At 53.4% G+C, this 14,713-nt stretch carries 11 protein-coding genes; 6 read left to right on the top strand and 5 right to left on the bottom strand.

The window, feature by feature from the left end:
• From ACEQ15_RS11480 to ACEQ15_RS11470, 3 genes are all read right to left on the bottom strand, one after another.
• A partial coding sequence (locus ACEQ15_RS11480; protein WP_370279328.1) for a molybdopterin-dependent oxidoreductase occupies window positions 1–661 on the bottom strand: 661 nt, incomplete at its 3' end.
• Between the two features lie 393 nt (window positions 662–1,054).
• On the bottom strand, window positions 1,055–2,488 hold the full coding sequence (locus tag ACEQ15_RS11475) for an aldehyde dehydrogenase family protein (protein ID WP_370279327.1): 1,434 nt from the start codon (window positions 2,486–2,488) through the stop codon (window positions 1,055–1,057).
• 423 nt (window positions 2,489–2,911) lie between these two features.
• Window positions 2,912–3,268 carry a hypothetical protein gene (locus tag ACEQ15_RS11470; RefSeq protein ID WP_370279326.1) on the bottom strand — a complete coding sequence of 119 codons (357 nt, stop codon included), beginning with the start codon at window positions 3,266–3,268 and terminating at the stop codon, window positions 2,912–2,914.
• Window positions 3,269–3,481: 213 nt separating this feature from the next.
• Here ACEQ15_RS11470 and ACEQ15_RS11465 point away from each other — a divergent pair, with 213 nt between their 5' ends.
• A complete protein-coding gene (locus tag ACEQ15_RS11465; RefSeq protein ID WP_370279325.1) occupies window positions 3,482–4,657 on the top strand; it encodes an acyl-CoA dehydrogenase in 1,176 nt (391 codons plus the stop codon).
• A gap of 24 nt (window positions 4,658–4,681) precedes the next feature.
• On the top strand, window positions 4,682–6,907 hold the full coding sequence (locus ACEQ15_RS11460; protein ID WP_370279324.1) for a dehydrogenase E1 component subunit alpha/beta: 2,226 nt from the start codon (window positions 4,682–4,684) through the stop codon (window positions 6,905–6,907).
• 109 nt (window positions 6,908–7,016) lie between these two features.
• On the opposite strand, the gene ACEQ15_RS11455 is transcribed toward ACEQ15_RS11460, so the two are convergent.
• Window positions 7,017–8,945, bottom strand: a complete 1,929-nt coding sequence (locus ACEQ15_RS11455; protein WP_370279323.1) for an SLC13 family permease — start codon at window positions 8,943–8,945, stop codon at window positions 7,017–7,019.
• Window positions 8,946–9,386: 441 nt separating this feature from the next.
• Here ACEQ15_RS11455 and ACEQ15_RS11450 point away from each other — a divergent pair, with 441 nt between their 5' ends.
• The 3 genes from ACEQ15_RS11450 (at window position 9,387) to ACEQ15_RS11440 (ending at window position 13,063) form a co-directional block, all read left to right on the top strand.
• Window positions 9,387–10,133, top strand: coding sequence for a TSUP family transporter (locus ACEQ15_RS11450; RefSeq protein ID WP_370279322.1), 747 nt, complete (start codon window positions 9,387–9,389; stop codon window positions 10,131–10,133).
• A gap of 211 nt (window positions 10,134–10,344) precedes the next feature.
• Window positions 10,345–11,340, top strand: a complete 996-nt coding sequence (locus tag ACEQ15_RS11445; RefSeq protein ID WP_370279321.1) for an AAA family ATPase — start codon at window positions 10,345–10,347, stop codon at window positions 11,338–11,340.
• Window positions 11,330–13,063, top strand: a complete 1,734-nt coding sequence (locus ACEQ15_RS11440; RefSeq protein WP_370279320.1) for a cobalamin biosynthesis protein CobT — start codon at window positions 11,330–11,332, stop codon at window positions 13,061–13,063. The genes ACEQ15_RS11445 and ACEQ15_RS11440 overlap by 11 nt, the downstream gene beginning before the upstream one ends.
• Before the next feature lie 48 nt (window positions 13,064–13,111).
• On the opposite strand, the gene ACEQ15_RS11435 is transcribed toward ACEQ15_RS11440, so the two are convergent.
• On the bottom strand, window positions 13,112–13,672 hold the full coding sequence (locus tag ACEQ15_RS11435) for a TetR/AcrR family transcriptional regulator (protein ID WP_370279319.1): 561 nt from the start codon (window positions 13,670–13,672) through the stop codon (window positions 13,112–13,114).
• Window positions 13,673–13,795: 123 nt separating this feature from the next.
• Between ACEQ15_RS11435 and ACEQ15_RS11430 the strand changes: the two genes are divergently transcribed.
• Entirely contained in the window at window positions 13,796–14,443 is a 648-nt protein-coding gene (locus tag ACEQ15_RS11430; RefSeq protein WP_370279318.1) for a glutathione S-transferase family protein, read from the top strand.
• Window positions 14,444–14,713 lie beyond the last annotated feature (270 nt).

The following is a 14,713-nucleotide window of genomic DNA, read 5'->3' as shown; positions in this document are numbered from 1 at the left end:
CCGGGTTAACCGCAACAAACTTGGCGCCACGCTCTTTCAGCTTTTTCAGGCCCAGTTTGATCGGGTTGGAGCTGTGGTCTTCCGCCACACCCCACATCATAAAGTATTTGGTGTTATCCCAGTCCGGATCACCGAACTCCCAGAACGCATGACCCATGGTGTATAGACCACCGGCCGCCATGTTTACAGAACAGAAACCACCGTGTGCAGCCCAGTTAATGGTACCGAACTGGCTAGCCCACATACCGGTCAGTGCCTGCATCTGGTCACGACCAGTGAAGTACGCCAGTTTTTTCGGGTCGGTTGCACGGATGTGACGCAGGCGCTTCTCCAGCATATCCAGCGCCTGATCCCAGGAGATCTCTTCAAATTCACCTGCACCACGCTCGGTACCTGGCTTACGCAGCAGTGGCTTGCTCAGCTTCGCTGGCGAGTACTGCTTCATAATGCCGGAGTTACCCTTGGCGCAGAGTACACCCTTGTTAATTGGATGGTTGGGGTTGCCCTGGATGAAACGGACCTTGTTGTCCTCTACTGTGACTTTGATGCCACAGCGACAGGCGCACATATAACAGGTCGTATATTTGGTCTCTTGGTTCGCACGATCTTCAAACTCAGGAAGACCAGACTGAACCGGGATTACATTGGCTTGGCTTGTCATATTTTTTATTATCCACCGTTGCGTTGGTGCCGTATCACCAACGCAGTTACTTAGTACCGCGAGGACACACGGTGTATCCGAAACCGCTGAGACGGCTTTGCGAATTTTTGGCTCTGGTATTCATCCTATGGGGGGCACTGGATCCAAACAACGACCAGAGAGAAGCGGCCTATGGGGCCAGCACCGGAACGGGTGGTACCAACGGTGAATTGGCCTAAACGGCGGATTTGGACTGGATCTATGACGTGGGAAAGATATTAAAAACACGACCTATTGTAGGGCAGGCTTCAGCCTGCCGGCAGCCTAAAGGCTGCCCTACATAAATAGAGACAGCATCTATCAAAAACAAAAAAGGCGCCCATAGAGAGCGCCTTTATAAAACCAGTTAATCCTTTATGACCAACCAGTTACAACCTTTACTTCAAGAAATTCCTCTAGACCCCAAACACCACCTTCACGACCATTACCGGACTGCTTGTAGCCACCAAATGGCGCGCCGGCACCCAGCATTTCACCGTTTATCTGTACCATGCCGGAACGCAGCTTACGGGAGATACGGTTTGCCTTATCGCCGTCCTGAGTTTGGACGTAGTTGGTCAAGCCGTAGAGGGTATCGTTGGCGATCTGCACCGCCTCCTCTTCGCTATCAAACGGGATTATGGACAGCACTGGCCCAAAGATCTCTTCGCGGGCGATGGTCATCTCGTTGTTCACACCGGCAAACACGGTTGGGCGTACGAAGTAACCTTTATCCAGACCTTCCGGTTTACCTAAACCACCGGCCACAAGCTCAGCACCTTCTTCGATACCTTTGGCAATCAGGTCCTGAATCTTGTTGTACTGCAGTTCAGATACCACAGGACCGATATGACGCCCTTCCAGAGATGCGATATCTACACTGGTCTTCTCCGCTACGTCTTTTGCGGTAGCCACCGCCTGATCGTAGATAGAACGTTCTACCAGCATACGCGTCGGTGCGTTACAGGACTGCCCGGTGTTGTTAAAGCAGTGGCGCACACCACGTACAACAGCTTTCTCATCTGCGTCAGCAAAAACGATATTGGCGCCCTTACCGCCGAGCTCCAGGCTCACACGCTTCACACTATCGGCTGCATTCTTGGAGATTGCCACACCGGCTCGGGTAGAACCGGTAAAGGAGATCATGTCTATATCCGGATGGCCTGACAGTTGGGAACCTACGCCCAAACCATCACCGTTCACCAGATTGAATACACCAGCCGGGAAGCCCGCATCGTCAATCATCTCGGCAAATAGCATCGAAGACAGCGGCGAAATTTCCGATGGTTTCAATACCATGGTGCACCCGGCTGCCAGCGCTGCAATCACTTTCAGCGCCACCTGGTTCATTGGCCAGTTCCACGGCGTGATCAGACCACACACACCGATTGGTTCGTAAATAATCTGGTTACCCGGTGCCTGCTCGCCCAGCGGACGCTCAAACTCAAACTCTTTCAGGGCACGCATCAGGTTCTTGATGTGACCTGCACCTGCGCCCAACTGCGCAGTTTTCGCCAGCGCCATTGGCGCACCCATCTCCATGGAGATTGCTTCCGCCATCTCGGTGCTACGGGCCTTGTAGTTGGCGTACAGTTTTTCGAGCAGCGCGTAGCGTTCCTCTTTGCTGGTCTGACTCCAGCCCTCAAACGCTGCTTTTGCTGCGGCAACCGCTGCGTTGGTATCCGCCTCTGATCCCAGAGAGATAACCGCACAAGGCTCCTCAGTAGACGGATCAATTACTTCCAAATCTTTTGGCTGTGCAGGCGCTACCCACTGACCATTAATATAAAACTCGCGCTTTTCCAGCATCCCTTTCGCCCTTTTTTTTTAGACATAACGAAACCATTGGCAGATAACTCTACCTAGGAACCTTCAAATGAGTTCGACACAAACTCTGGCTTTAAGGGCGATTCGAGATCAAGACAGCGTTTACAGGCATGCTGGTTGCACGGCGAAAATCGCTAACACAGAGATCGGATTGCCCTTAACGCCCCGTAGGGCGATTGCTAAAACAGCCTGCTGCTTTGTCTGGCAGCTTGGAAAGGACCAGTCATTCCACTGCGCTACCTTTCGTGCATCAGGCTGTTTTATCAACCGCAGAGAAAGTTTCGAACTCAATTGCAGGTTCCTTAAGTCTAAGTCATGGTTTTTACTTATAAAGCGGATCTACGACCAATAGGCAGGAAATTTATTCAGGTCGGCGCTTTTACTATGCGAGGGACGACGCAGGAATCAGATTCGTACGAATGCTGCGGCTTCTTCACGGGTGAAGAACTGACCCAGACGTACGAAGCCGGAGATAACAGAGCTACGAATTTCAGTTACATGACCAGACAGGTCTCGAGCAACCACCCAGCGATCAGGCAGGCTTTCAAGGGTATGGAACGGTGCCAACATACCGTTTTTAAAGCGGCACAATACGATATCGCCACTAATTTTATCCATAAACGCAGGTACGAAACCCATATGTGAATTGCCTTCACTCACGCCTGCAGTGCCGGCAAACTCAATGTTTTCCTGCTCGATACGTTGTAGCTTCATCTGAGTATTCATGACAATCACCTCTTCCAGGCCCTTGTTCCACTGCACTTGTCTGTGCTCTTTTCCGTCCTTCTATTAAAAACCTAAGCCACCTAACTGAAACCAGTCTGAAAATTCGGAAAATTTATTTTTTGGTTTGTTGACTATCGATACGCAGGGCTCATCTGCTGGATCACTGACATGCTTGCTTTGTGCCCTATTCCCCTGTTCGGCGAATCCTCATCCATACTCATAGGAACGGAGCTTTAAACGGAGCCGACCATGAGCAAAGCAGCCTTTAACTGGAGTGATCCGTTTGACCTCAATGGGCAACTCACCGAAGAGGAACGGATTATCCGGGACAGCACCCGCGAATACTGTCAGGAAAAACTGATGCCCCGTATCCTGGAGGCAAACCGTCACGAAACATTCGACCGGGAGATCATGGAGGAACTCGGTGCGCTCGGGCTATTGGGTGCTACCCTACCGGAGCGTTACGGCTGTGCCGGCAGCAATTATGTCTCATACGGTCTCATCGCACGGGAAGTGGAACGCGTGGATAGCAGCTATCGATCTGCGATGAGCGTGCAATCTTCGCTGGTGATGTATCCCATCTATACCTACGGAAGCGAAGCCCAACGCAAGAAATACCTGCCCAAACTCGCGTCCGGTGAGTGGATCGGCTGTTTTGGCTTAACCGAACCGGATGCGGGGTCTGATCCCGGTAGCATGCGCAGTCACGCCGAAGAAACCCCTAAAGGCTATCGGCTCAGCGGAAACAAAATGTGGATCACCAACAGTCCACTCGCAGATGTGATGGTGGTCTGGGCCAAGCTAGAAGGCGAGATTCGTGGCTTTATCCTGGAACGGGATATGCCCGGTCTTACCACGCCCAAGATCGAAGGAAAATTCAGCCTGCGTGCATCTATGACCGGCGAGATCGTGATGGACGAGGTGATCGTGCCGGAAGAAAACCTGCTGCCCAATGCCCACGGATTGAAAGGCCCAGTTGGCTGCCTGAACAAAGCACGCGTTGGTATCAGTTGGGGCGCCCTGGGGGCTGCGGAATTTTGCTGGCATGCTGCCCGCCAATACTGCCTGGACCGCAAACAGTTTGGCCGCCCTCTCGCAGCCAATCAACTGGTCCAGAAAAAGCTGGCCGATATGCAGACCGAGATTAGTCTCGGGCTACAAGGCTGCCTGCAGGCCGGAAGACTGATGGATCAGGACCACTGCGCGCCAGAACTGATCTCCTTACTGAAGCGCAACAACTGCGGTAAAGCGCTTGATATCGCGCGCGCTGCGCGTGATATGCACGGTGGCAACGGTATCGCCGATGAATTCCACGTCATCCGTCACATGATGAATCTGGAGGCAGTAAACACCTATGAGGGCACCCACGACATACACGCTCTGATTCTGGGGCGCGCACAGACCGATATCCAATCCTTCTTTTAAGCTGATCTGAATGGAGGCCATAGGATGCAAAACCGAGCCGAAGTAATCGATCAGAACTTTGTGAAGCGGGTCCTCGAAGGTGATCTGCCTGTTCTCTCCAGCCCACAAGATCTGAACACGTCCGGACTGAATGAAGAACAGCTAATCCAATTGTTCGAAAGCCAGCTACTGAGTCGCCATCTGGATCTGTGTTCACGCAAGTTACAGTCACGCGGCGAGTCGTTTTACACGATTGGCAGCGCCGGCCATGAGGGCAGCGCTGCCATTGCTGCTGCGTTTCGTCAGGATGATATGGCGTTCCTGCACTATCGCGATGCAGCCTTCCTGATCCAACGGGCGCGCCAAGCCGGTGGTGAAGATCCGGTCTGGGACATGCTGCTCTCGTTCACCACATCCAGCGAAGATCCTATCTCTGGCGGACGGCATAAAGTGCTCGGAAGCAAAACACTGTTTGTGCCACCTCAAACAAGCACCGTGGCCTCACACCTGCCAAAAGCCTTAGGCACCGCTTACAGTGTTCCGCTGGCAAAACGTCTGGATCTGGCATCAACACTGCCCTACGACAGCGTGGTTATCTGCTCCTTCGGTGATGCGTCCGCCAACCACAGTACAGCCCAAGGCGCCTTCAACGCAGCCTGTTGGGCCGCATTTCACAAGGTGCCATTACCTCTGGTGTTTGTCTGCGAGGACAACGGTATCGGCATTTCCACGCCAACACCCAGCGATTGGATTGAAACCGCTTTTCGTAACAAACCCGGCCTCCACTACCTCCAGTGTGACGGCCTGAACTTAATCGACACCTATCAAACCGCCTGTGAAGCACAGCGCCTCGCGCGTTGTCACCATCAACCGGTATTCCTCCATGTGCGTTGTATCCGCCTACTGGGCCACGCTGGCTCCGATGCGGAGATTGCATACCGCAGTCAGGAACAGATCGAAGCGACTGAAGCGCAGGACCCGCTGTTGCATTCAGCGCGCCTGCTGATTGATAACGAGGTACTGTCACCCGTACAGGTCGTTAGCCTTTATCAGGCGGCCGCAGCAGAAGTTACAGAAACCGCCGTACGTGCGATTCAACGGCCAAAACTCGGTTCTGCCGAAGAGGTGATGCGCTCCCTGATACCTCCACGCAGGTCCTGCTCAACACCAGCCTCGCCATCGTCCGACCAGCGTGAAGCTTTGTTCGAACGTGAACAGAAAAGCATGCAGGAACCGCAACACATGGCCCGCCTGATCAACTGGACCCTGACCGACCTGATGGCGCGCTACCCTGAGATCATCATGATGGGCGAGGATATCGGCCCCAAAGGCGGCGTGTACAACGTTACGAGCCAACTTTCCAAGAAGTTCGGCAACCATCGCGTGATCAACACACTGTTGGATGAGCAGAGTATCCTCGGCCTTGCCATCGGCAGCGCCCACAACGGCTTCTTGCCGATCCCGGAAATCCAGTTCCTGGCGTACGTTCATAACGCGGAAGATCAGATCCGTGGTGAAGCTGCGACCCTGAGTTTCTTTTCTAATGGCCAGTTCACCAACCCAATGGTCATTCGTATTGCCGGGCTTGGATACCAAAAGGGGTTTGGCGGTCACTTCCACAATGACAACAGCCTGAATGTATTCCGTGATATTCCCGGCCTAATTGTTGCGTGCCCAAGTAACGGGCGAGATGCGGTGGAGATGTTGCGTGAGTGCGTTCGCCTGGCCCGCGAGGAACAACGCGTGGTGGTGTTTATCGAACCGATCGCACTCTACATGACCCGAGATCTGCACGAACCGGATGATGGGCTCTGGTGTTTCAAATATGAGAGCCGCGAGCAGAGTTGTCCGATACCGCTCGGCCGCCTGGGACACCATGGTGACGGTACAGAGTTGGCAATCCTCAGCTACGGCAACGGTTATTATCTCAGCCGCCAAGCAGCGCAGGTACTGGAGCAGGTACACGGTATTAATCTGCGTGTGATTGACCTACGCTGGCTGGCGCCGCTGAACGAGACGGAGATCATTACCGCCGTTCGCGATTGCGACCGCTTGTTGATTGTTGACGAGTGCCGCCGCACCGGCTCCCTGAGCGAGCAGCTGGTGACGCTGATTCATGAGGAATTGGACAGCCCACCACCCATGAAGCGGATCTGTGCCGAAGACAGCTTTATCGCTCTCGGGCGTGCCGCCACAGCGACACTACCCTGTAAGGAACGCATTATCAGCACCGCGCTGGACTTTCTGACACCAGATCACCTGCGGGAGTAAGCGCGTTACAGCAAGCTGCGAGGCCGTTTCCTGGCGTACGTTTCACAGCTCTATAAACATAAAAAAGGCGCCAATGTGGCGCCTTTCTTTTTGACCTTCAAGCTACTGATCAGAACACAATGTTCATCATCACAATCAGCACAACCAGGAACAGCACAGTCATGATACCACCCGCTCGGATGAAGTCAGGTACACGGTAACCCGCAGGCCCCATGATCAATGCGTTTACCTGGTGCGTTGGGATCAGGAACGAGTTGGAGGTTGCCAGCGCAACGGTCAGTGCAAATACAGCCGGATCAGCACCGGCACCAATTGCGATGTTCACCGCCAACGGTACCAGCAGCACGGTCGCACCCACGTTGGACATTACCAGCGTAAAGAACGTTGCCAACACAGCCACGGCAGCCTGCAAACCCCAGATTGGCATACCTTCCAGCAGCGCCAGGGTCTGGTCTGCAATCCATGCCGCCGTTCCGGTACTTTCTACCGCCATCCCCAGCGGTATCAGACTCGCCAACAGGAACACCGTCTTCCAGCTTACCGCCTCGTACGCCTCATCAATGCTCAGTACACCACTCAGGATCATACCCATCGCCCCGGTCATCAGCGCTACGGACAGACGAATATCGGTGAACAGCACCATGGTCAGTGCGATAACAAAGAAACCCAGCGCCCAGTTAACCTTGTGCGGACGCAGTTCTTCTTTCGGGTAGTTCTGGGTAACCACAACGAAGTTACGGTCTCGTTCCAGTCGCGCCAGGGATTCCCAGGCGGTGTGGCAAACCAGTGTATCGCCCGGCTCAAAGTCGATCGCACGCACACCCTGCCCGGCACGGGAGGTATCACCGGAGCGGTGCAGCGCCATCAGCGACAGGCCGTATACGTTACGAAGGCGCAGCTCCAGTGCAGACTTACCGATCAACTGGGAGCCCGGTGGCACTACAATCTCAGCAATGCCTGCTTTAGAGGATGACAACGCTTCAGAGAAGGTTTCCAGATCCTTACGGCGTTCCAGTTTATAAGTGTCTGCAAATGCCTCCAGCGCTTCACATGCACCGATGACCGCCAGTACAGAGTTAGCTTCTACTGCGACGGTACGGTCCAGACCACCATTACCAATACGCTGCTTACCGGTTGCCAGCTGTACAGCGGTGATACGGATGCTGTTTGGATACTCGAAGTCTTCCAGCGTTTTGCCTACCAGTGGGCTTTCGGCCGGGACTTTCACTTCCATCAGCTCGCAGTCCAGACCATAGATCTCTTTAAAGTACTCCATGGTGTTGGTGCTGTTGGCGTCGTCACCTTTGGTGCTTGGCAGTACGAAACGACCGGCGATTACAAAATACAAAATACCGGTAATGACCAGACATATACCGACCGGCGTTACAGAGAACAGCGACCAGGTATCCATCTGCTGCTCAGCAGGCAGCGTCTGGTTGGAGGTCAGGATCAGGTCATTCAGCAGGATCAGCGGGCTGGAACCGATCATCGTCATGGTACCGCCGAGAATCGCACAGAAACCCATCGGCATCAGCAAACGTGACATCGGCAATCCGGTACGGCCAGAGATTCGGCTTACCACCGGTAGGAACAGTGCCGCAGCACCTACGTTCTGCATAAAGCAGGAGATGAAACCCACGGTGCTGGAGATGATTGGGATGATGCGGGTTTCGGTAGTACCACCCACTTTCAGAATCCAGTTCGCCACCTTGCCCATCAGGCCGGTCTTATCGAGACCTGCACCGATGATCATTACGGCAATAATGGAGATTACGGCGTTACTGGAGAAACCGTTAAATAGGTCGTTGTTGGATACCAGACCTTCGGTTAAGCCCATTACCGGTGCAAACAAACCGGTCAGGCCCAGCAACACCATGATGGTTGCAGCGGCAACATCGACACCTACGATCTCGAAGGCAAACAGGTAGATAGTCAGCAGCAGGATGCCGCTTACCCAAGCAATTTCGATGCTCGGTACAATCTGGGCAATGACGAGCCCGAGAACAAGAAAAATACCGCCTGCGATGAGCTGTTTCATAGGCAACTTTCTTGTTGGAGGTGAGGTAGTGCTTTGTAGGTCTGCTTCATTTTTATTGTGTGATGTGTCGGTCACAGACATCGCCTTCTCCAATATGAGCTTATTTCAGTGAAGGCGAGATCCCCCCGATCGTCCACCTGGCCACTAAAACAACAAATGGCCGATATGGGATTCTCGTTGAATCGATATAACGAAGTTTCGGCCCCTTATACCCATGCTATTTTCGGGGTCGATTTCCGACAACGACCAAACCGTTCTGACCTATGGGGCCAACCTGCTTGGGTCCAGATCTGGCCCCACTCGAAGGTCGAATCTGGTTCGTGACTGGTATAGGCCATTCACCTAGACTTCGGCGCATCGGTCAAAGCTCCGTCACGAGCCACCCGCCGACCGACATAATCATTTATTTTCAATCAGTTAAGACAGGCTTGCAATCCGTTGATGGAACTCACCACCCTATTGCCTTTTGTTGCCATTATTGCTTTTGCCACCTACGTTCAGACCGTGACCGGATTTGCGCTGGGTATGATCGTTATGGGCGCGGTAACCACATTCGATCTGGTACCGATCGCCTTTACCTCGGTCGTGATCAGCGCCGTGACGTTTGTGAATGGTTTGGTTGCCGTGAAAGGCAATGTGCAGGCACTGGATATTAAGCGCGTGATGTTTACCTGTGCGGGCATGTTCCCGGCCATTCTGGTGGGTCTGTTGCTGCTGGATTATATGAGCGCAGAGTTCAATCATGTTCTGCAACTGCTGCTGGGCGCGACGATTATCGGCGCAGGCCTGATGATCATGCTGAAGCCTGACCCATTGAAAGAGCCATCCTCTCCGATTGTGTTTGGCACATCCGGTACTGCTGCTGGCGTAATGGCGGGCCTGTTCAGCATGGCCGGCCCTCCGTTGGTGTATCTGTTCTACCGCCAGCCGTTCGAACTGAAGACGATTCGTCTCTGCCTGGTGAGCATTTTCCTGCTCAGCGCAGTGATGCGCACTGGCATGGTAGGTGCGCAAGGTGGACTGACAATGGAGATGGGGATCTTCTCGGTACTTTGCATTCCGATGGTGACGATCTTTACCTGGATCGGGAAGAAGTACCCGCCACCACTGAGCAATAACAACATGCGCCGCTTTGCGTTTTTCCTGCTGATCCTGATTGGTATCAGTTTGATTCTCAAAAACCTGTAGTTGCGTGAATACGTTGTAGCAGCCCGCTCTGAGGGCGACTGTTTATACCTCTCAGAATTGTCGCGGTCGGTGCCCGCTGCTACAGGTAATCAATAAGCGCCGCTTAGCAGTAAGATCTGGCCATAACGAAAGCGCGAAACTGGCTCAGTTGCTTCGTTTGTCCATCCCATACACTGGAACCAACAATAAGATACAACAGGATGACAGCTCTATGTCCGATATTAAGGTAGACCAGCCGGATATCATGATCTCCGTGCGCGACGTATTTGGTATCGATACCGATCTGAAAGTACCCGCGTTCAGCGAGCGCGACGACCATGTACCAGAGGTCGACACGGCGTATCAGTTTAACCCGGAAGTGACCATGGCCATCCTGGCTGGCTTCTGTCGCGATCGCCGCGTGATGGTTCAGGGTCTGCACGGTACCGGTAAATCTACCCATATCGAACAGGTCGCTGCACGCCTGAACTGGCCATGTGTACGTATCAACCTGGACGGTCACATCAGCCGTCTGGATCTGGTCGGTAAAGACACCATCGTTCTGCGCGATGGCAAACAGGTAACGGAGTTCCAGGAAGGTATCGTACCTTGGGCACTGCGCCGCCCGACTGCACTGATCTTTGATGAGTTCGATGCGGGTCGTCCTGACGTAATGTTTGTTATTCAGCGTATTCTGGAGCGTGACGGTAAGTTCACCCTGCTGGACCAGAACGAGGTGATCCACCCACACCCTCAGTTCCGCCTCTTCGCCACTTCCAACACCATCGGTCTGGGTAACAGCACCGGTCTGTACCACGGCACGCAGATGGTGAACCAGGCACAGATGGACCGCTGGAACATCGTGACCACCCTGAACTACCTGCCAACCGATGACGAAGTAAAGATCGTTCAGGCACGCGTACCAAGCCTCAACAACGACAAGGATGCCGAGCTGGTACGCTCCATGATTGCTGTGGCCGACATGACCCGCAACAGCTTTGCTGCGGGCGACATCTCCACGCTGATGTCTCCACGTACCGTGATCTCCTGGGCAGAGAACATCGAGATTTTCCGTGACCCAGCAATTGCCTTCCGCCTCTCCTTCCTCAACAAGTGTGATGAAGTGGAACGCCCAATGATTGCGGAGTTCTTCCAGCGTTGTTTTTATGAAGAGCTCAGCGAATCCTGGGCCCATCAGGCAGCTGGAGTAATGGCAGATGGCCAATAACAATCAACCCCGCCAGGAACGCCTGCAGCAGCAGGTTGAGGAGCTGTGTGGCGCGTCTATACGCGCCCTCTCCGGCGAGCGCCAGTTTGCCTACCGCGGTCGGCGTCCAGAGATCAACGGCCGCCCATCCGGTATCCGCGCGCCACACCTGAAGCCTGATCTGGCCAAGGACGACTTCACCTCGTTCCGTGGTGCCGCCGACGGTATTGCCCTGCGCCTGCAGCACAGCGATCGCGATCTACATCAGCAGATGATGCCGGAGTCTGCCGTAGGCCAGCTGTTGTTCGAACTGCTGGAACAACTGCGCGTAGAAACCCTGGTTGAAGACAAATACCCTGGCACCAAAAAGAACCTGGATTACCGCTACAAGGCGTGGTGTGCAGAGTTCTGTGCATCCAACATGACCGAAAACCACGTTGGCCTGCTCGTGTACACCGTGGCACAGGTGGTTTGGTCACGCCTGTCCGGGCAACCGGTGAATGAAGCCACTGAAGGTCTGATTGAGCCCCATCGCATGATGCTTGCACCGCACATCGGTGGTGCGCTGGTTGGCATGAAGCGTAACGTCGAAGATCAGGCTAAGTTCGGCGAAAGCGCCCACGAACTGATCCAGGTGATCGACGAACTGGTCACCCAACTGGACGACGCGGATGAAGATGACGGTACTGAATCCAAAGCAGATGAAGCGGTCCGCAATTTTGGCCTGATTCTCTACCCGGAGAATGACCAGAACGGTGAGATGCCGGGGCAATCTGCGCAAAGCCACCGTGAGCGTTACCGCGACCTGCTGGAAGCACTGGAAAGCTATCAGATCTATTCCACGGAGAATGACCGTGTTATCGAAGCTGAAAAGCTGGTATCCGAGTTTCTGCGTAAGAAACTGCGTGTGCAACTGGATGAGCTGATCCGAGGTCAGGGTGTTAACGTTCCGCGCCTTGCAAGGGATCTGGCGATGATCCTGTCGGCACCGGAACTTGATGGCTGGAACTTTGGTGAGGAAGAAGGTTACCTGGACGCACGTCGACTGAATAAACTGGTCACCTCCCCGGATTTCCGACAACTGTTCCGGAAAGAACGCTACCAACCGCATAACAACTGCATGGTGACCTTCCTGATGGACAACTCCGGTTCGATGAAGGAACACATCGGTCAAGTAGCGACCCTGATTGAGATCATGTGCCGTGCACTAGAGAAAGCCGGAGCGAGCACGGAGATTCTCGGGTTTACCACCCGCAACTGGCAAGGCGGCAAGTTGTTTAAGCGCTGGATCGGTGAAGGACGCAAGCCTAACCCAGGCCGCCTGACCTCCCTGGAACACATTGTGTACAAAGACGCTGATACGCCGATGCGTCATGCGCGGAAAAACATCAGCGCGATGCTGAAGCCGGATATCTTCAAGGAAGGTATCGATGGTGAAGCACTGCTTTGGGCCGCTGACCGTATGACCGGACGCTCTGAAGAGCGACGCATATTGATTGTGCTGTCTGATGGATGTCCGATGGAAACGGCCACCAACCAGGCGAACGAACAAGACTACCTCGACAACCACCTGAAGCAGGTTGCTTCCATGCTGGAAGCGCGCGGTGATATCGAGCTGTATGCGCTTGGCTTTGGTCTCGACCTCAGCCCGTACTACCGTCATAACCTGGCATTGGATCTGCCTGAAACCCTGGAAAACAGCGTTTTCAAAGAGATCCTTAAGATGCTGGCGCGTCGACGCTAATTGCCCCTACAACCACCCGGCCGCATGCGCTGGGTGGTATCAGTCACTCTAGTCAGAGTGAGGCACAACACCGTCCCTGCACGCGGCTAAGAGCTGTGTTGCTAACTGATCATCGTTGATCGCTCTGGAAATCGCCATCCCACCGACCAACAGTACCGCCTTACGTAACGCATCGCCCTGGTCGGCTTCGCAAGCCTCACTCTCTTTAATCAGTCCCGCAAAGCCTTTAAATATCTGGGTGTAGGTGTCACGCACCTCTTGATTCCGCTGCCCTATGTCAGTAATCAGCAAAGCCAATGGACAGTTGATTATCTCCCCTTGTCTGTGCGCTTCGCTAAGATAACCTTGAACGACCCGTTCAATATCAAAGCGATCATCCATTTGCGTAAGCGCTTGGGCGTGCGCACAGCGTGCCGCAGTCGCTATGGATTCTGCATAAAGTTCAGCTTTGGAGGAGAAATGGGAATAAAACGCCCCGCGGGTGAGTCCCGCATCGGCCATAACTTCGTTGATCCCTACATGATCAAATCCCTGTTGAGTAAACAACTTGGCTGCGCTGGCAAGGATGCGTTGGCGAGTCTGTTTTTTCTGTTCAGGACTCCAGGGCATAGGCGTTTCTCTCCATCAAAACCGTATGTTTTCATCTTACCCATATCCGACAATATGTTCTTTAACATATTGTCGTTCTGGCTAGCATGATAAGTACCCCCACACACAAAAGGATCTGTAATCATGTCAGCTCAAGTTCATATTCTCGGACCTGCGTTCAGCAGCTTCGTACGTTCAGTAATGTTCTGCTGCGAAGAGAAAGGCATCAGTTACGAAACCAAGTTCGAGATTGACGGGCAATCGCTCAGCCTCAATGACGATACACACCTGCAGTACCACCCGTTCGGAAAGATTCCTGCCCTGATTCATGGTGAGCGAACGCTGTTTGAGACGGCCACGATCTGCAGGTACCTGGATGCAACGTTTGATGGCCCTGCCCTGCAACCGGACGATGTATATCAGCGGGCCAAGGTGGATGAATGGGCAGCGGCCTTGTCGAGTTATGTTGATAAGGCGATCGTACGCCAATACTTGTTGGAGTTTGCCTTTCCCAAAGGCCCTGACGGTAAGGTACGGATGGATAAGGTGACTGAAGCGGAACCGGAGGTTGTCAGAATGCTTGGTATTGTCGAGAAACAGCTGGGAGATAATGACTTTATCTGCGGTAGTGAATACACCTACGCCGATGCCATATTAACGCCGATGCTGGATTACCTGGCGGGGACGCCTAACGTGAGCAAATTGATGCCAGAAAACTCAACTTTAATGAACTACGTACTGCGTATGCGTGAACGTTCGTCAGGCGCAAAAATACTGACCTCAATCAACTAATTTTCCTACGCGTCTGATGATTGATGTTTCGAGCATCAGACGCATACTCCAGCATCGGAAATCTGGACCCAAAAAACACCCCAAAAACATCGCTAACTGGCACCATAATAAATATTATACCTTTATATATCAATCAGTTAATCTGGCACCATTAAATGTCTTTTTTTGGCCCTAACTGGTCCCAAGGTATACCCCTAGTATTGCCGCCGAAAGCCGCTTACCAACCACCATTTTCGTCCCGGGTGGACCTCGTTTAGTAAGCCGCAATCA

Origin of the sequence: Pontibacterium sp., assembly GCF_964228735.1 — a bacterium.
Taxonomy (GTDB): Bacteria; Pseudomonadota; Gammaproteobacteria; order Pseudomonadales; family Balneatricaceae; genus Pontibacterium.
The sequence above is the reverse complement of the archived record's forward strand: the minus strand, read 5'-3'. Positions and strand labels throughout refer to the sequence as shown.